The organism is Neorhizobium sp. 2083 (assembly GCF_031455615.1).
Classification (GTDB): Bacteria; Pseudomonadota; Alphaproteobacteria; order Rhizobiales; family Rhizobiaceae; genus Neorhizobium.
Genome location: NZ_JAVDTC010000005.1, coordinates 347,502 through 364,024 on the forward strand (window position 1 = coordinate 347,502; position 16,523 = coordinate 364,024).

The following is a 16,523-nucleotide window of genomic DNA, read 5'->3' on the forward strand; positions in this document are numbered from 1 at the left end:
GGAAAACCGAAGTGGCCTGGAAACCTGTCGTCCGCCCCGATGGTGAGGGTGAAAAAATCCTCTTCAAGGTCGGGTTGATGACCTTCAAGGCTACCTCTGCCGAGACCGATGGCCAGTTCGCCTTTATAGAAACGATCCTGCCGCCGGGCGCGAGCGTAGAACCTCATCAGCATCCGGAGGCGGAGGTGTTCTATATTCTGGATGGTCAATTCACGTTCTGGATCGGCGACGAACCAGGTACGATCTGCGATAAAGGGGCCTTCCTCAGCGTGCCGCCGCAGGTACGGCATGCCTATCACAACCACACGAATCTACCAGGCAAGATTCTCGGAATGCTTGCGCCAGGTGGCGACGGTGGTTTGGAGACCTTTTTCCGCCAGGTCGGCGTACCGCTCAGCGACGGCGATGAAGCGCCCGATCTGACCCGGCCCGTCGCGGTTCTCCATGAAGAAATCGCGCGTCGGCGCAACAAAGATCGGTCGCAGATGTCCTGACGTCGCGATCAAACCATGTCGCTTGACGACGAAAAGGGAATGTCGGCAGCCGATATGAAAATGGCCCCTTTCGGGGCCATTTCCTTGCGATTAACGCGAGTAGAATTCGACGACCAGCTGCGGTTCCATGATGACGGCGTAAGGAACGTCCGTCAGGCCCGGGATGCGGGCGAAGGTGGCAACCATCTTGTTGTGGTCGACTTCGATATAGTCCGGAACGTCGCGTTCAGCGAGCGAAACGGCTTCGAGAACCGTGACGAGCTGCTTCGACTTCTGGCGGACTTCGATAACGTCGCCGGCCTTGCAACGGTAGGAACCGATGTTGACGCGGACGCCGTTGACGGTGACGTGGCCATGGTTGACGAACTGGCGGGCAGCAAAGACCGTCGGAACGAACTTGGCGCGGTAGACGATCGCGTCAAGGCGCGATTCGAGCAGGCCGATCAGGTTCTCCGAAGTGTCGCCCTTGCGGCGGTTGGCTTCGTCATAGATGGCGCGGAACTGCTTTTCGCGCAGGTCGCCGTAATAGCCCTTGAGCTTCTGCTTGGCGCGCAGCTGCACGCCGAAGTCGGAGAGCTTGCCCTTGCGGCGCTGGCCGTGCTGGCCCGGGCCGTATTCGCGGCGGTTCACCGGGGACTTCGGACGGCCCCAGATGTTTTCGCCCATACGGCGGTCAATCTTGTATTTGGACGATTCGCGCTTGCTCATCGTATTTCCTTCTCAAACAGTTACACCGGTTTGTTGCCAAACCGGATCAAGGAAACACACCCTCCTCTGAGCTCTGGTTCAAGAGCTCTGACAGGTCTCTCACGAAAGCGTCCGGAGAAAACCACGGGACATGTCAGTGAAACACCGGGTCTTTGCAGCCCGGCGTTGGCGCGGTGTTTAGGGGGATGTCATGGAAATGTCAACAGCGCCTGCGTCTTAACCTTTCGGCAAGCCTGTCTGAAGGCTTTTTTGACGGGGCAAGGCATTAGCACCATCTTATGGAAAGGAGGTATCGTGTCATGAAATCGAAACTCTGGAGCAGCCCGATCAGGATCGAAAATCCCGAAACCGGCATGGTCCGCACCGTCAAGACGGTACGCGAGGCGAAGGCCGTCCTCGACCGCTTCTGGCCGGACTATCACGGCAGTCAGCATCATCACGCGGAACAGGTCTGCGAGGAGGCGCTGAAGGGAAAATCGAGACCCTCGGAAGCGCGGCGGGCCTTTATCGCCGCGGCTGTCGAAGCGCATTTTCACATCCACTGAGGGCCTATTCGGCGGCGATCCTCGCCTCGCCCTCATCCGGCGCGTCGGCGCTGCCCGGCGCGGTTTCCGCCTGCAGATCCGGGAAGGCGACGATGCGCTTGCCCGAAAAATCCGCATGCACGACGATCAGGCCCTGTTCCTCGAAATAACCGAGCAGGCGGCGGGCGCGACGCGCCGAATGGGTGCCATAGGCCCGCGCGATCCGGGCGTCCGAGGGACATGGTTCGCCGCCGATTGCCGCCTTCGCCATCAAGAGAAAAACGCCCTGCAGATCATCCGAAACGCCGGATGACAGCGAGAGCGCCGTCGCCCAGGCCTCGCCTGAAGCGGTTTCCGCATCGACGCCCGAGCGGGCGATCGCCGTGCGGCGGCGGAATTCGCCGAGCGACAGCGGCGGTCCGGGCAGGCGCCGCATCCGGGCGCGCACCAGAAAATCCTGGTAGAGGATGGAATCCGTGCGATAGGCCGATTGCGGATCGTCGAGAATTTCCGACAGCACGGCGGACAGCCGCTCCTCACGCTCCTCGGCGGACAATTCCGGCTGCACGGCGCGCGGCTCCTGCGATGCAGGCGCGGCTGATGGCGTCGAGCGCGACAATTCGGCGAGGATATCCGTCGTCGGCCGCGGCGCTGGCGGGGCCCGGCGGACGATCGGCCGGCTGAATTCTTCCGGATCCGGCGTGAAGATCAGGTCCTCGACATCCTGCGGCGCATCCGGCAGCGGCATCAGCTTGGGACTGGAAGAGCGCGCAGAGGTCTCGACCGTGCCGATGACGATCGGCAGCGGACGGCGCGACAGGGCCGGGCCGAGGGCGACGAAATTGCCGCGTTTCAGGTCGCGGAACATTTCCGCCTGGCGGCGGTCCATGCCGAGCAGGTCGGCGGCGCGGGCCATATCGATGTCGAGGAAGGTACGGCCCATCAGGAAGTTCGAGGCTTCCGCCGCGACGTTCTTGGCAAGCTTTGCGAGGCGCTGGGTGGCGATGACGCCGGCCAGCCCGCGCTTGCGGCCACGGCACATCAGGTTGGTCATGGCGCCGAGCGAAAGTTTTCTGGCGTCTTCCGAGACATCGCCGCCGACCGACGGCGCGAACATCTGCGCCTCGTCGACCACGACGAGGACCGGATACCAGTATTCGCGATCGGCATCGAACATGCCGTTCAGGAAAGCGGCGGCGGCGCGCATCTGTTCTTCGAGATCGAGGCCTTCGAGCGTCAGGACGCAGGAGACGCGGTTCTTGCGGATGCGGTTGGCAATGCCGGCAAGCTCGGCCTCGGTGCGCTCGCCGTCGACGACGACATGACCGAATCTTTCCGACAGCGTGACGAAATCGCCTTCGGGGTCGATCACCACCTGCTGTACCCAAGGAGCGGACTGTTCGAGCAGGCGGCGCAGCAGGTGCGACTTGCCGGAGCCGGAATTTCCCTGCACCAGCAGGCGCGTCGCCAGAAGCTCCTCGATATCGAGCTTGGCCGGATCGCCCCCGGACACAATTCCCATATCGATACCGACCTGCAATGCACTTACCTCGTATGCTGTCTCTTCGCGGTGACCGTTGGAGGCCGCGACTCCGGAACCCTAACAGAGATCGGGATTCGTTTCGCCGGGCAAGATCGAAAATGCACAGGCGTTTGGCGGTTATTCGAAATTGAGCTGCCAGGAGATGCCGAAACGGTCCTGCAGCCAGCAGAATTTCCGGCTGAAACCGTAATTGTCGAGCGGCATCAGGAACATTCCATCCTCGCTCAGCGCTTCGGCCAGCCGCCCGAGCTCTTCATCGGTTCCGCATTCCACGAAAAAGGAAAAGGAGGGCGTGAAATCGAACACATGCTTCACGGGGCTGTCGATGCAGACCACCTGCTGGCCGGCGACCTCGAAGGTGGCACGGAACACGCTGCCTTCCGGCCCCGCCTCGCCCGGCCCGTAGCGCCTGATGTCGGTGACCCGGCCCGCCGGCAGCACCGAGGTGTAAAAGGTGATGGCCTCCTCGCAATGACCGTTCTGAAACATCAGGAACGGCCGCACGGATTTCACTGGATCCGACATCATGTCCCTCCTTTTACGAAGCTGCCCTTCGGTAAAGCGCCAGCGAACCAGCGAGCGCCAGAAGCGCGCCGCCGCAGAGCCGGTCCAGCCAGAGCGCGCCTTTCTTCTTCAACAGGTGCACCGCCCGCGAGCCGAGCAGCGCGTAACCGAGCATGACGGCGAAATCGATCAGGGCGAAAACGAGCGCCAGGATCGTATATTGCGGAAACTGCGGCGCGTCCGGCACGATGAACTGCGGCAGGAAAGCCGAGAAGAACAGGTAGCCTTTGGGATTGGTGACCGCGACGAGGAAGCTTTTGAGGAAGATCGACGTAGCGGAACCCGAGCCGGCGGCGGCATCGCCTGACGTTACGTCAAGCGAGCCTTTCGAGCGCAGAAGCATGAACCCGAGAAACGCGAGATAACCGGCGCCCAGCCATTTGATGACCGAGAACCAGAATTCCGAGGCCGCCAGCAGCGCGCCGAGGCCGAGCGCCACGGCACCGATCAGCACGAAGTCGGAAATCATCGCGCCGGCCATGCCCGGCAGAGCGCGGCGCAGCCCATAACGCGAGCCGTTGGTGAGGGCCAGCAGCACGGTCGGCCCGGGTGTGGCGATGCCGATGAACGCGACGATCGCAAAGGCAAGCAGGGTGACGTCACTCATCTATCTCTCCTCCTACCAGAGATTCCGGCCGTCGATGACCGTGTGCGGCCAGTCCTCGGCATCGAAATCGTCGAAAAGGCGGGCATTCACGCCGATACGCCGGGTCTTGCCGTCCCAGGTGCCGTCCATCTGGAAATCCGGGCTGTCGCTATAGGTCGTGCAGCCGCAGGTGCCGCAGAAATGATGCGCCACCATTTTCGAGTTCCAGCGATAGACCCTGTCGCTCGCGGCATCGGCAGTGACCTTCACCTGCTTCGGCTCGTAATAGGCATGCAGTGCGCCGCGCCTGGAGCAGAAGGTGCAGGTGCAGCGGGTGAGCGCCTGCGGCAGTTCACCCCTGATCTCGAAAACGGTCTCGCCGCAATGGCAACGTCCGGTGATCATCAGCTGTTCCTCCCCGATAAAGCTCAGGCGGCCGCGCGCTTCAAGCCGACCGACAGCAGGCCGGCGCCGATCATCAGCGAACCGCCAGTGCGGTTGACGATCCGCTGGACCTTCGGCTTGCGGATGGTGTTGCGCGCCATCGAGGCAAGCACGCCGTAGAGCGTGGCGTTGAGCGTCGCGAGCACCAGGAAGGTCACTTCGAAGACAGCCATCTGGAAGAACAGCGGCTGGCTCAAATCCAGGAACTGCGGCAGGAAGGCCACGAAGAAGACGATGCTCTTCGGGTTCAATGCCGTCACCACGTAGGTATGGAGGAAAATCCGGAGAGGATTTGCCGAAGCCACCTCTGCCTCGTCCACCTCGTCGGCCCGTTCGGAAACGGGCGCGCGCCACAGCTTGATACCGAGATAGACGAGATAGGCGGCGCCTACCCATTTCAGCACCGTGAAGAGCGCCGCGGAGGTCGCAAGCAACGCGCCGAGACCGAGCATGGAGGCGGTCATCGCCGTGAAATCGCCAAGCGCCACACCCGCGACTGTGGCCGATGCCACCTTGCGGCCATGGCTCAGAGCGTAGGAAATGACGAGCAGGATGGTCGGCCCCGGAATGGCCAAAAGAACCGAGGACGCGGCAACGAAGGCGAGCCAGTGTTCAAGCGACATGCGAATGTTCCTCCAGAGAATGGAGGGAGCAAGCCACCGATTTTTTCGGTTTGCAAGCGGTGTTTTATTCAGTCCTCACGCACCCACCGATAGAGAACGTCCGGCTCCTTCTCTTCATTGTCGCGGCCATCGGTCTGCTCGATCGCGAGGAAGCCACGCGTCTCGTAGAAGCGGCGAGCAGCTGTATTGCGCTGGAAGGTCCAGAGAAAGAGCTGTGGGTATGCCGTCTTGGCGATATCGATAAGGCGGGTGCCGATCCCCTCACCCTGTGCGTTCGGCAGGATATAGAGCTGGTCGATCCAGTCCTTGCGAAAGGCGACGATGCCGAGCAAAACGCCATCCCGTTCGGCGCCCCAGATGTCGCAAGTCGCGAAGAGATGTCCGCTCCAGTATCCGCGATCTTCCTCCGGCGTGTGACGGCGAGCGAGCCAGGGCAGCCGCCTATCAAAGGACGTGCGATGAACCTTAGCCGCGGCCGGCATGTCGTCACAGCCAAGTTTACGAAATACGACCGTCATTCCTTGAGCCCAAACCCTCGCATCCCTGCAGGCGAGCCCCCGGCGGTAACCGCCGGAGACCCTATGCCGGTCCTCTCACAGCCGGATGTCCCAAGGGTTGAACCGGACATTTCGGCGTTCCTCCTCGAGTTCGGGGAACCCCACATCGCGGCGCATCCGGTTGGAAAGTTCCGAGATCTGGTTCTTCTCCTCACGGTGTTTCCAGGCTGCCAGGAGCAAGGCACGTGCGGTCTTCCAGACCCCGTGTTCGCGGCAGAGGTCATGAACCGCAGCCGAAAGGGTATCAACAACCAAAAATTGTGATTCACGCATGATTTTCCGTCCCGGCGCATGTCGCGACCAGGTCCTCTGAGATATAGAAAGACGCGCGGATGCGGGCGAGAAAACGGAGTGGATCGCTTCGTCAGCCGGTCACGTCAGATCAATGGAAGAAGTGCCAAAAACGGCGGAAATTCAGACTTATACGGTCTGAAAGCACATGCCGGCCGGCATCGATGAGCTACGCATCGAGGCCAAAATAGCCGTTCCGCCAGAAAGGCGCATAAAAATGGTAATGGACTTCATTTCACGCCTCCTGTGTTCGATTTGCGGAATGGGTGGATGATACACGAGATAACCAGATGAGCAAGCCCACAATCGCGAATTGCAGCCGCCACGAGAAAACCGTGGCAAAAAAGGCACATTACCCGATGGCGCTCACGCCTTCAGACCGAAACCCTGCATCAGGCGTCTCGTGGCGAAATCGGGATTGCCGGAGGTGAAGACGGCAAAGTCGTAGTTGTCGGGGTGCTCTGCGCCCTCGACCAGCGGCACCTTTCGCCGTGCCTGCCTGGCGATCGCCTCGGCGGGATCGAGCCAGTCGACCGGCCAGGGCGCCAGCCTGCGGAAGACATTGGCCATGAAGGGATAATGGGTGCAAGCGAGCACGACGATGTCGGTCTTCCGGTCGTCCTTCTCGACGAAACAGGGAGCGATTTCAGCAAGGACCGCTTCGTCGGAAATCGTCTCGCCACGGATATAAGCTTCCGCCATGCGCGCGAGATTTTGCGAACCGACAAGGCGCACGTGACACTGGGTGGCGAAAGACTGGATGAGGTCCCGCGTATAGGCGCGCTTGACCGTGCCCGGCGTGGCAAGCACGGAGACGAGGCCAGACCGGGTACGTTCGGCGGCGGGCTTGATCGCCGGCACGGTGCCAACGAAGGTCATCTTCGGAAAGGTTTCGCGCAGGTCGGCACCGACCAGCGTGAAGGCGGTATTGCAGGAGATGACGCAGACTTCCGGATCGTATTCGTCGAGAAGTTTGGCAAAGAGGGTGATGATCCTCTCGCGCAGTGCCGGTTCCTCCCAGTCGCCGTAGGGAAAGCCGGCATCGTCGGCGACATAGATGAAGCCGCGTTCCGGGATCAGCACCCGCGCCTCGCGCAGCACGGTCAGCCCGCCGATGCCCGAATCGAACATCAGCACGGGTTTTAATTCATTCGTCTGCGTCATTCCCCGTATTCTCCCCAGATGCCCCTTCGGGCAGGTCAGCCTTTTCAGGCTTCGGCCCGTCCTTTTTCGACCATCCGCGGGGAAAACGGTCGAGCGAGTTGATGACGCCCCGGAACACGCTGATCTCCTGTTCCGTAAAACCCCGCCGCGAGATGACGGCGCGGAGGTTGTCGATCATTCTTGGCTTTTTCGCGGGCGGATGGAAATAATTACGGGCATCCAGCGCCTCTTCCAGATGCTCGAACAGGCCAATGACCTGTTCCTTGGTGGAAGGGCGCTGCTCGATCGGCAGAAAGACCGTCTCGGCAAGATCGTCCATGCCGGATTTCATCCATTCATAGGACATCAGCAGCACGGCCTGGGCGATGTTGAGCGAGGCGAAGGCGGGGTTGACCGGAAAGGTGACGATCTCGTCGGCGAGCGCCACTTCCTCGTTGGTGAGGCCCCAGCGTTCGCGGCCGAACAGGATGCCGGTCTTCTCGCCGGCCTTGAACTTGGTGCGCAGGGTCTCGGCGGCGGTCACCGGCGAGCGCACCGGCTTGAAACCGTAACGCTCGCGCGCCGTCGTCGCATAGACGAAGTTGAGGTCGCTGATCGCCTCCTCCAGCGTCTCGTAGACCTTGGTTCCGTCGATCACGTGGTCGGCCTTGGAAGCCGCCGAGCGGGCCTTTTCGCTCGGCCAACCATCGCGCGGTTTGACAAGGCGCAGTTCGGCAAGGCCGAAATTGGCCATGGCGCGCGCCACCATGCCGATATTCTCGCCGAGCTGCGGCTCGACCAGAATGATCGCCGGTCCTTCGGCTATGAGTTCGCGCTCGCTGTTGGTGCCTGACATTTCTGTTTCCGTATCCAGATCCGGGGGCCGGAATAGCGGTGCCCGGGGCAATCGGCAAGTCTTATGCGGCTGAGGGATAAAGCCGGCCCAGCATTGTGCCGATCATCTCGACCCCGACCCGGCTGCCATGCTTGAAGATCGGCAGATGCCGGCCGGCACTTCTGCTCGTCTTGCGCTTGACCACGAAACATTCCGAGCCGCGGCGCGAAAGCGCGTCGATATTGCGTAACGTGTCCTCCAGCGCGGCCAGCACATCGCCTTCCGGCTTGCGTCCCGCCTCGACCGCGTTGCGGGCGAAGATGCGCGCCCAATAGGTGGCGCCGAGAAAGATGGCGAGCGTCTGGCGGACCTGGCCCGGCCGGGTGACCACCGACCAGGTCGTGCCGAGCGGGCGGGCGGCAAGCGTCACCTCGCGATAGGCGGCATCGAGCTTGCGGGAGAGCGTGATGATCTCGTAATCGCATCTCCCCTCCTTCACGGCCGCAAGCAGCTCATTCAGCCCGTCGAACCAGCGGCCGAGCGCCAGGTCGAGGGTCGAGCGGGTCGATGCCGGGAAAACGAGGAAGGCGACGACAGTGCCCGCAAGCGCACCGATCAGCGTCTCCTCGATCCGGAGCTGCAGCAGGTCAAGCGTCAGCACCCCGGTCATGCCGTAGATCAGGCAAAGCACGATCGAGATGAAGAAAGTCATCGCCGCATAGGAAATCTGCAGGCAATAAAAACCGAGAAAGATGGAGAGCAGCGCGATCGGCGCGGCGAGCAGCGGATACCCCCCGATCAGCGTCGCCAGCACGAGCCCGGTCGCGATGCCGAGCAGGGTGCCGACAGATCGCTGCAACGCCCGGATCGCCGCATCGCCGCGCGACTTGGTGTTGGTGAAGATCAGGAAGGCGGTCAAAACAGCCCAGAACCAGCGATCGCGCGACAGCATCAGTCCGAAAACCATCGCCAGGCCCGATGCGACGGTGATCTGCACCGCGGAACGCATCACCGGATTCTTGAGCGAAAAATCGATCTTCGCTGGAGCCGGTGAGATCGCGGGACCGTCGATCGAGCGGAAACGGTCGCGCCGCCCTTCCTCGACGGATTCCGCCAGCGCCGTCCTCGCCTTCTGCAGCCAGATCAGCGCGCTGGCGCTTTCCGCCACCCGGTCGTCGCCCGCGACGGCCGGGCTGGCTGCGATCCTCTCAGCCATCTCCTGCTCGCCTTCGATCAGCGCGTGGACGAGCATGAAGGGCGGCAGCGCTTCGAACGACAGAACGATCGCGCTTTCGGCGGAAAGATGCATGTCGAAGATCTTCATGGTCAGGGCAGTGACCGCCTCGTCTTCCGGATCGATCGCGCCATCTGCCGTGCGCGGCAGAAAGCCTTCCGCCATCAGCACCACGTCCTTCAGCCGCTCTTCGAGCTGGCGCAGCTCGCGCCGGTCGCCGTCCGAGACGGTGGCGCCGCTCGACAGAACCGCGAGCTTCATCAGGATGTCGCCCACCCTGCCCTGGATCGCCACCAGCGACTGCAGAAGATCGCGCCGCCAATCGTCCGGCAGGAGATAGGTGCGCACCAGATGGCCGGTGACGATCGCGATCGCCGGACCGATGACGGCGAGCGGAAGATCGGCAAGCCTCGGCTTCAGATAGGCGCCCATGAAATAGGACGTGAAGGCGAACATGCCGACTGCAAAACCCCTCGGGCCATAAACGCGCCCGACCGTGGCGCAGGCGATCACCACCAGGAACATCGGATCGGAGATATAACGGTAGTCCTCCAGCGCCGCGGCAAGCCCTACGCAGACGAGGCTTGCGACACCGCCGATCAGCCGCGTCTTCAACTGGTCCGACGGCAGCCGGTCGCGCACCGCGATGCCGCCCTCGATCGAGAGCATGATGGCAAGCCCGTAAGCGATCGTCGGCAGTGCCAGCCCGGCGATGTGGATGAGCGCAAGGCAGGCCACCGAGGCGACGACGGTCAGGGTCACGCGTCCCGCCATGCGCAGGCGCGAGAGCGCCGGGTCGTTGGCGAGCAGCCAGTCTCGGATCTTTGCGGCAAACGTCATCGACCACCCCAGGCGGGTGCCCGCACCCGCTTCTGGCCGGCGAATATATCGCCTGGATAAAGTTTGGCGATACCGTGCATAAGTCCGGCTGGCCGCGACCGGCAGTTCGATGCGCCGCCGGGCACCAGCGCAGTCACTCGCCCTTGGCGATCGACTGCATCTCCTCGATCACCGAATCCCGCTCGCCGTCAGCGACACGGTGGATATCGTCGATGACCGGCTTGCCCCCCTCCTGGATGATGTCGAAATGCAGTTCGTTGACGCTGTCCTTCACGTCCGCCTCCTCGACGCAGGTCCACATCTTGAAGGTGACGGTAACGTCAGTCATGCCGTTGGCGCCCGGTGCCGACGTCGTCTTGATTTCCTTCAGCGGGCAGCCGTCCTGCGACGAGGTGATCACGTCGTAACCGAAGGGATCGCCGGGCTGGTTGTTTTCGGTCTCATAGGCGGGGTGCTTGGCGGCCTCGGCATAGGCGCCGCGGAATTTCTTGCTGAACAGGCGCGACAGCGGATCCGCATCGAAAATGTATTTCCATTCGCTATCGGAGGTGTTCCAGTTGTCTTCGGTGATCTTCATCACCTCTTTGACAGGATCGGTGACATCAGCCGCAGCGGCAAAGGTGGATATCAGGGAAAAAGCAAGAGCAAGCGGCAAGGTCCGCATAAGATCAAATCCGGCTGTTGGAGAGCGATTTGGGCGGACATTAATCCGGCAATATGGTTTGGCAAGGGCAATCATCCGCCGCTCCGAGGGCGCCGCGATTTCTCGCATCAAAAGCCGCTTATGAGGACCTCAATGCCTTTGCGTTCCGGCCCGGCGGTGCTATAGCGCACCCACTGGTGTCCACCCGTCGGGACCTTGCGGTCCCTTCCACGTCCAAGAGGAATTCCATGCAAAAGATCAAGGTAGCAAACCCGGTCGTCGATCTCGACGGCGACGAGATGACCCGCATCATCTGGCAGCTCATCAAGGACAAGCTGATCCTTCCCTATCTCGATCTCGACATCGAATATTATGATCTCTCGGTCGAGAACCGCGACGCCACCAACGACCAGGTGACGATCGACGCGGCCAACGCCATCAAGAAGCACGGCGTCGGCATCAAGTGCGCGACGATCACCCCGGACGAAGCCCGCGTCAAGGAATTCAACCTCAAGGAAATGTGGAAGAGCCCGAATGGCACGATCCGCAACATCCTTGGCGGCGTCATCTTCCGCGAGCCGATCATCTGCAAGAACGTACCGCGCCTGGTTCCGGGCTGGACCAAGCCGATCGTCGTCGGCCGCCATGCCTTCGGCGACCAGTACAAGGCAACCGACTTCAAGTTCCCGGGCAAGGGCACGCTGTCGATCAAATTCGTCGGCGAAGACGGCCAGGTGATCGAGAAGGAAGTGTTCAAGGCACCGGACGCCGGCGTGGCGATGGCCATGTACAACCTCGACGAATCGATCCGCGATTTCGCGCGCGCTTCGTTGAACTATGGCCTGATGCGCAAGTGGCCGGTCTACCTGTCGACCAAGAACACCATCCTCAAGGCCTATGACGGCCGCTTCAAGGATATCTTCGAGGAAGTCTTCAATGCCGAATTCAAGGCGCAGTTCGACGAACTGAAGATCACCTACGAACACCGCCTGATCGACGACATGGTCGCCGCAGCGCTCAAGTGGTCCGGCGGTTACGTCTGGGCCTGCAAGAACTATGACGGCGACGTCCAGTCCGACATCGTCGCCCAGGGCTTCGGCTCGCTCGGCCTGATGACCTCGGTCCTGCTGTCGCCTGATGGCCGCACGGTCGAAGCCGAAGCCGCCCACGGCACCGTTACCCGCCACTACCGCCAGCACCAGAAGGGTCAGGAGACCTCAACGAACTCGATCGCCTCGATCTTCGCCTGGACCCGCGGCCTCGCGCATCGTGCCAAGCTCGACGACAATGCAGCCCTTGCAAAGTTCGCCGCAACGCTCGAAACGGTCTGCGTCGACACCGTCGAAGCCGGCTACATGACCAAGGACCTGGCGCTGCTCATCGGTCCGGACCAGCCGTGGCTCTCGACCACCGCCTTCCTCGACAAGGTCGACGAGAACCTCCGGGTGGCCATGGCTTCCTAAGTCGGAAAAATCGGCTAATCATTGGACGGCGGGGAGCGATCTCCGCCGTTTCTTTTTTGGGAGGAAGTTTGCCATGACCACCATCGTCCGCCCGCTCGAGCCATCCGACCGCGCCGCCTGGGAGCCGCTCTGGGAGGCCTATCTCCACTTCTACGAGACCGTTCTGCCGCGGGAGATGTACGACCTCACCTGGAGCCGCTTCCACGATCCCGCCGAACCGATGCATGCGCTGGGCGCCTTCGACGAAACCGGCAGGATGATCGGCATCGCGCATGCGATCTTCCACCGTTCCTGCTGGCTGCCGGACCGGACGTGCTACCTTCAGGACCTTTATGTGGCACAGACCCAGCGCGGCAAGCGCGCCGGTGAAGCGCTTATCGAGGCCGTGGCCGATCTGGCGCGGGCAAATGACGCCGGCCGGCTCTACTGGCTGACGCACGAAAGCAATTCCACAGCCCGGCGCCTCTACGACCGCGTCGCACGGAATTCCGGCTTCATCCAGTATCGCAAGCCACTCTGAAATCGGGAAATTCCGGACCGTCTTGATTCTGTGACAAGGGGATACTAGAACAAAGAAGGAACAATGAGGAGACGCCTGTGACCGATCTGGTGCTATACACGAACCCGATGTCGCGTGGCCGGATTGCCCGCTGGATGCTGGAAGAGGTCGGCATTCCCTACCGCACCGAAATCCTGCATTTCGGTACGACGATGAAGGGTGACGCCTACAAAAGCGTCAACCCGATGGGCAAGGTGCCGAGCATCATGCACGACAAGACCGTCGTGACCGAATGCGCGGCGATCTGCGCCTATCTGGCGGACGCCTTTCCGCAAGCGGGCCTTGCGCCTGCCCCCGCCAAGCGGGCCGACTATTACCGCTGGATGTTCTTTGCAGCCGGTCCGCTGGAAGCTGCCGTCAGCAACCGCGCACTCGGCTTCGAAGTGCCGAAGGGACGCGAGCGGATGATCGGTTACGGTACCTATCAGGACGTGATGAATACGCTGGAATCCGCCGTGCGCGCGAACGCCTATATCGCCGGCGACACATTCAGTGCGGCCGACGTCTATATCGGCTCGCAACTCGGCTATGGTCTGCAGTTCGGCACGATCGAAAAACGCGCGGCCTTCGAACAGTATTTCGGCCGCCTCGCACTTCGCGAAGCTTATCAGCGCGCGAACGACAAGGACAATGCTGCGGCGGCCGAGCTGCAGAAGGCCGAATGAGCGTCAGCGGTCAGCCGTCGTTCCCGCGGCCAAGCGCTTGGGGGACGGCATTGGAGTCGGGGTCCGTGCCGGGGTGGTCGCGTTGCCGGCATCAAAACGCAGCATCCATTCGTTGGTCATGGAGCTGGCGAGCACCACCTGCGATGCGGCAGGTCTTGCGGACTGGGTGGCTGCCGGACGGGCTGCGAAAGGATCCGGCCGTTCCACGGGAACCGGGACGTTCGTCGCCACCACCTGATTCGTGCTCGTCGTCGGAATGGAGGCGACGTCGAATTCCTTGGCCTGAATCAGGCTCAACGGGTCGGGGTTGCTTTGCACCAGCGCGAGCACGTATTCGTCGGGAGCCTTCGGCGGCGGCGTCTGCAGCTCTCCGTCCCTGTCGCGCTTCTCATAAAACGCGTTGCCGCCGGCAACCGTCACATAATGCATGTTCTGATAGGGGAAGCGCAGGCCGGCCGTGTGGAAGAACATGGCGTCCTTGACCTCGGGGTTCCGCTCGCCGCGAATGATCGCATCGACGGCCGCATCGAGTTCCGGCACCGTTTCTTCGCTGACCGCCCGGGTCAGCACGCCCGGAGCGAACTGCCTTTCCTGAGCGACGATGCCGCAGATCGTCGGCGGATAGGCATCCGAGGTGAGCCTGTTCATGATCACGGTACCGACCGCCATCAGTCCCTCGCGGCTGGACCGCTTCGATTCGAAATACATCGCCCGCTTCATGCAGTCGCGATCGGCCGGCGTATAATGGTAGACCTGTTTCTTGGAGATCGGTGCCGGCTTCACCGTGGTGCTGGCGGGCGAAATGGATGACGTCGTCTGCGCCGAGGTGCATGCCGACAGGAACATCATTCCAACCAGACCGATTGCCGGCCGGAGAAGGGCCTTATCGCTCGCCGTCATGAATACTCCCCCTGCGGTATAATTCCAGAAATCGCTACGGCGGGAAAATGGATACCTCAAAAACAGATTCAGATCAAACGCCATGTGAGACAATCAAAACTGGGCGGAAAAGCGTTCCGGTTGCGGGTCGGCACGGCGGCGGCACCGTCGAATCGACGCATTCCACGCAGGCCGAGAACCTCTTATGACAGCCGCCCTAACGGAAGGTTGATTCTCCGGCCAAGCGACGCTTGGGCGGAGGATCACATGGTCACTCGCCCTCAGCTCCTCAGTCCCGGCGCCTCGTAACCGGTGCGCTCCACATATTCCGTGTAACCGCCGTCATAACGCTGGATGCCGTCGGGCGTCAGTTCGAGCACGCGATTCGACAGTTCGGCGAGGAAATGCCGGTCGTGGCTGACGAACAGCATAGTGCCTTCGTATTCCGACAGCGCCTTGATCAGCATCTCCTTGGTATCGAGGTCGAGGTGGTTGGTCGGCTCGTCGAGAACGAGGAAATTCGGCGGGTTGAACAGCATCGCGGCCATCACCAGACGCGCCTTCTCGCCACCGGACAGCACCCGGCATTTCTTCTCGACGTCGTCGCCTGAAAAACCGAAGCAGCCGGAAAGCGCCCTGAGCGAGCCCTGCCCCGCGCGCGGAAACTGCTGCTCCAGCCATTCGAACACCGTCAGCTCGCCGTCGAGCAGATCCATGGCGTGCTGGGCGAAATAGCCCATCTTGACGCTGGCGCCGATCGCGACGCTACCTTCATCCGGCTCGGTCGAGCCCGTCACCAGTTTCAGCAGCGTCGATTTGCCGGCGCCGTTGACGCCCATGATGCACCAGCGCTCGCGACGCTTGACCATGAAATCGAGGCCCTCGTAGATCGAACGGCTGCCGTAGCGCTTGGCGACATTCTTGATGTTGACGACGTCTTCGCCGGAGCGCGGCGCCGGCTGGAATTCGAAGGCGACGGCCTGGCGGCGCTTCGGCGGCTCGACGCGCTCGATCTTGTCGAGCTTCTTCACCCGGCTCTGCACCTGCGCGGCGTGGCTGGCGCGCGCCTTGAAGCGCTCGATGAACTTGATTTCCTTGGCAAGCATCGCCTGCTGGCGCTCGAACTGGGCCTGCTGCTGCTTTTCGTTCTGGGCCCGCTGCTGCTCATAGAAGCCGTAGTCGCCGGAATAGGTGGTGAGCGCCCCGCCGTCGATCTCGATGATCTTGGTGACGATGCGGTTCATGAACTCGCGGTCGTGCGAGGTCATCAGCAGCGCGCCGTCATAACCTTTGAGGAACTGTTCCAGCCAGATCAGGCTTTCGAGATCGAGATGGTTGCTCGGTTCGTCGAGCAACATGACGTCCGGGCGCATCAAGAGGATGCGGGCGAGCGCGACGCGCATTTTCCAGCCGCCGGAGAGCTTGCCGACATCGCCGTCCATCATCTCCTGGGTGAAACTCAGGCCGGCGAGAACTTCGCGGGCGCGGCCTTCGAGCCCATAGCCGTCAAGCTCCTCGTAACGCGCCTGCACCTCGCCGTAACGCTCGATAATCTGATCCATCTCGTCGAGCCGGTTGGGATCGACCATGGCCGCTTCGAGCTCGCGCAGTTCAGCGGCCACGACGCTCACCGGACCCGCACCGTCCATCACCTCGGTGACGGCGCTGCGGCCGGCCATTTCGCCGACGTCCTGGTTGAAATAGCCGATCGTCACGTTCTTCTCGACCGAGACCTGCCCCTCGTCCGGTATTTCGGAACCGGTGATCATCCGGAAGAGCGTCGTCTTGCCGGCGCCGTTCGGGCCGACGAGGCCGATCTTCTCGCCACGGTTCAGCGCGGCGGCCGCCTCGATGAAGAGGATGCGGTGGCTGTTCGATTTGCTGATGTTTTCGATACGGATCATGGGCGGCGGACTCGAGAGGTTTCG

The 16,523-nt window shown here is 62.0% G+C and carries 20 protein-coding genes; 6 read left to right on the forward strand and 14 right to left on the reverse strand.

Annotated features, from left to right (window positions below; all coding sequences use genetic code 11):
- Positions 1–11 precede the first annotated feature (11 nt).
- On the forward strand, positions 12–494 hold the full coding sequence (locus J2X76_RS20975; RefSeq protein WP_310219231.1) for a cupin domain-containing protein: 483 nt from the start codon (positions 12–14) through the stop codon (positions 492–494).
- Between the two features lie 90 nt (positions 495–584).
- Here the strand turns inward: J2X76_RS20975 and rpsD are convergent, their stop codons facing one another.
- Entirely contained in the window at positions 585–1,202 is a 618-nt protein-coding gene (gene rpsD, locus J2X76_RS20980; protein WP_113128898.1) for a 30S ribosomal protein S4, read from the reverse strand.
- Between the two features lie 299 nt (positions 1,203–1,501).
- On the opposite strand from rpsD, the gene J2X76_RS20985 reads away from it, so the two are divergent.
- Positions 1,502–1,747 (forward strand): DUF982 domain-containing protein, encoded by a 246-nt coding sequence (locus J2X76_RS20985; RefSeq protein WP_310219232.1) that lies wholly within the window; start codon positions 1,502–1,504, stop codon positions 1,745–1,747.
- A gap of 4 nt (positions 1,748–1,751) precedes the next feature.
- Here the strand turns inward: J2X76_RS20985 and J2X76_RS20990 are convergent, their stop codons facing one another.
- The 11 genes from J2X76_RS20990 to J2X76_RS21040 all read right to left on the reverse strand — a co-directional run bounded on the left by J2X76_RS20990 (position 1,752) and on the right by J2X76_RS21040 (position 10,963).
- A complete protein-coding gene (locus J2X76_RS20990; protein WP_310219233.1) occupies positions 1,752–3,266 on the reverse strand; it encodes an ATP-binding protein in 1,515 nt (504 codons plus the stop codon).
- A 120-nt stretch (positions 3,267–3,386) separates the two neighbouring features.
- Positions 3,387–3,794, reverse strand: a complete 408-nt coding sequence (locus J2X76_RS20995; RefSeq protein WP_310219234.1) for a VOC family protein — start codon at positions 3,792–3,794, stop codon at positions 3,387–3,389.
- A gap of 13 nt (positions 3,795–3,807) precedes the next feature.
- The gene (locus tag J2X76_RS21000; RefSeq protein ID WP_310219235.1) at positions 3,808–4,440 is read right to left on the reverse strand and encodes a LysE family translocator; all 633 of its coding nucleotides are present in this window, start codon (positions 4,438–4,440) and stop codon (positions 3,808–3,810) included.
- Positions 4,441–4,452: 12 nt separating this feature from the next.
- Positions 4,453–4,824 (reverse strand): GFA family protein, encoded by a 372-nt coding sequence (locus tag J2X76_RS21005; protein ID WP_113128894.1) that lies wholly within the window; start codon positions 4,822–4,824, stop codon positions 4,453–4,455.
- Between the two features lie 23 nt (positions 4,825–4,847).
- Entirely contained in the window at positions 4,848–5,486 is a 639-nt protein-coding gene (locus J2X76_RS21010) for a LysE family translocator (RefSeq protein WP_310219236.1), read from the reverse strand.
- Positions 5,487–5,554: 68 nt separating this feature from the next.
- Positions 5,555–6,004, reverse strand: coding sequence for a GNAT family N-acetyltransferase (locus J2X76_RS21015; protein ID WP_310219238.1), 450 nt, complete (start codon positions 6,002–6,004; stop codon positions 5,555–5,557).
- A gap of 75 nt (positions 6,005–6,079) precedes the next feature.
- Entirely contained in the window at positions 6,080–6,316 is a 237-nt protein-coding gene (locus J2X76_RS21020) for a DUF1127 domain-containing protein (RefSeq protein ID WP_310219239.1), read from the reverse strand.
- Positions 6,317–6,700: 384 nt separating this feature from the next.
- Positions 6,701–7,498: a glutamate racemase gene (gene murI, locus J2X76_RS21025; protein WP_113128890.1), complete on the reverse strand. Its 798-nt coding sequence runs from the start codon at positions 7,496–7,498 to the stop codon at positions 6,701–6,703.
- Positions 7,482–8,333, reverse strand: a complete 852-nt coding sequence (locus J2X76_RS21030) for an RNA methyltransferase (protein ID WP_113128889.1) — start codon at positions 8,331–8,333, stop codon at positions 7,482–7,484. Before J2X76_RS21030 ends, murI begins: the two co-directional genes overlap by 17 nt.
- Positions 8,334–8,394: 61 nt before the next feature.
- A complete protein-coding gene (locus J2X76_RS21035; RefSeq protein WP_310219241.1) occupies positions 8,395–10,386 on the reverse strand; it encodes an FUSC family protein in 1,992 nt (663 codons plus the stop codon).
- A 133-nt stretch (positions 10,387–10,519) separates the two neighbouring features.
- Complete coding sequence (locus J2X76_RS21040) at positions 10,520–10,963, reverse strand: hypothetical protein (RefSeq protein ID WP_310219243.1); 444 nt, start codon at positions 10,961–10,963, stop codon at positions 10,520–10,522.
- Here J2X76_RS21040 and J2X76_RS21045 point away from each other — a divergent pair.
- From J2X76_RS21045 to J2X76_RS21060, 4 genes are all read left to right on the forward strand, one after another.
- Positions 10,944–11,174 (forward strand): hypothetical protein, encoded by a 231-nt coding sequence (locus tag J2X76_RS21045; protein WP_310219245.1) that lies wholly within the window; start codon positions 10,944–10,946, stop codon positions 11,172–11,174. The genes J2X76_RS21040 and J2X76_RS21045 overlap by 20 nt on opposite strands.
- Positions 11,175–11,277: 103 nt before the next feature.
- Positions 11,278–12,492 (forward strand): NADP-dependent isocitrate dehydrogenase, encoded by a 1,215-nt coding sequence (locus J2X76_RS21050; RefSeq protein ID WP_113128886.1) that lies wholly within the window; start codon positions 11,278–11,280, stop codon positions 12,490–12,492.
- A 73-nt stretch (positions 12,493–12,565) separates the two neighbouring features.
- On the forward strand, positions 12,566–13,012 hold the full coding sequence (locus J2X76_RS21055) for a GNAT family N-acetyltransferase (protein ID WP_113128885.1): 447 nt from the start codon (positions 12,566–12,568) through the stop codon (positions 13,010–13,012).
- A 77-nt stretch (positions 13,013–13,089) separates the two neighbouring features.
- Positions 13,090–13,716 carry a glutathione S-transferase family protein gene (locus tag J2X76_RS21060; protein ID WP_310219247.1) on the forward strand — a complete coding sequence of 209 codons (627 nt, stop codon included), beginning with the start codon at positions 13,090–13,092 and terminating at the stop codon, positions 13,714–13,716.
- 3 nt (positions 13,717–13,719) lie between these two features.
- Here J2X76_RS21060 and J2X76_RS21065 read toward each other — a convergent pair whose 3' ends face one another.
- On the reverse strand, positions 13,720–14,616 hold the full coding sequence (locus J2X76_RS21065; RefSeq protein ID WP_310219248.1) for a cell wall hydrolase: 897 nt from the start codon (positions 14,614–14,616) through the stop codon (positions 13,720–13,722).
- A gap of 260 nt (positions 14,617–14,876) precedes the next feature.
- Positions 14,877–16,499, reverse strand: a complete 1,623-nt coding sequence (locus tag J2X76_RS21070; protein WP_310219250.1) for an ABC-F family ATP-binding cassette domain-containing protein — start codon at positions 16,497–16,499, stop codon at positions 14,877–14,879.
- Between the last annotated feature and the right edge of the window lie 24 nt (positions 16,500–16,523).

Coding starts and splice junctions, on each gene's coding strand:
- J2X76_RS21000 (WP_310219235.1), bottom strand. CDS start 4,440: ATGAGTGACGTCACCCTGCTTGCCTTTGCGATCGTCGCGTTCATCGGC.
- J2X76_RS21030 (WP_113128889.1), bottom strand. CDS start 8,333: ATGTCAGGCACCAACAGCGAGCGCGAACTCATAGCCGAAGGACCGGCG.
- rpsD (WP_113128898.1), bottom strand. CDS start 1,202: ATGAGCAAGCGCGAATCGTCCAAATACAAGATTGACCGCCGTATGGGC.
- J2X76_RS21065 (WP_310219248.1), bottom strand. CDS start 14,616: ATGACGGCGAGCGATAAGGCCCTTCTCCGGCCGGCAATCGGTCTGGTT.
- J2X76_RS21050 (WP_113128886.1), top strand. CDS start 11,278: ATGCAAAAGATCAAGGTAGCAAACCCGGTCGTCGATCTCGACGGCGAC.
- J2X76_RS21015 (WP_310219238.1), bottom strand. CDS start 6,004: ATGACGGTCGTATTTCGTAAACTTGGCTGTGACGACATGCCGGCCGCG.
- J2X76_RS20985 (WP_310219232.1), top strand. CDS start 1,502: ATGAAATCGAAACTCTGGAGCAGCCCGATCAGGATCGAAAATCCCGAA.
- J2X76_RS21035 (WP_310219241.1), bottom strand. CDS start 10,386: ATGACGTTTGCCGCAAAGATCCGAGACTGGCTGCTCGCCAACGACCCG.
- J2X76_RS21055 (WP_113128885.1), top strand. CDS start 12,566: ATGACCACCATCGTCCGCCCGCTCGAGCCATCCGACCGCGCCGCCTGG.
- J2X76_RS20995 (WP_310219234.1), bottom strand. CDS start 3,794: ATGTCGGATCCAGTGAAATCCGTGCGGCCGTTCCTGATGTTTCAGAAC.
- J2X76_RS21005 (WP_113128894.1), bottom strand. CDS start 4,824: ATGATCACCGGACGTTGCCATTGCGGCGAGACCGTTTTCGAGATCAGG.
- J2X76_RS21010 (WP_310219236.1), bottom strand. CDS start 5,486: ATGTCGCTTGAACACTGGCTCGCCTTCGTTGCCGCGTCCTCGGTTCTT.
- J2X76_RS21040 (WP_310219243.1), bottom strand. CDS start 10,963: ATGAAGATCACCGAAGACAACTGGAACACCTCCGATAGCGAATGGAAA.
- murI (WP_113128890.1), bottom strand. CDS start 7,498: ATGACGCAGACGAATGAATTAAAACCCGTGCTGATGTTCGATTCGGGC.
- J2X76_RS21020 (WP_310219239.1), bottom strand. CDS start 6,316: ATGCGTGAATCACAATTTTTGGTTGTTGATACCCTTTCGGCTGCGGTT.
- J2X76_RS21070 (WP_310219250.1), bottom strand. CDS start 16,499: ATGATCCGTATCGAAAACATCAGCAAATCGAACAGCCACCGCATCCTC.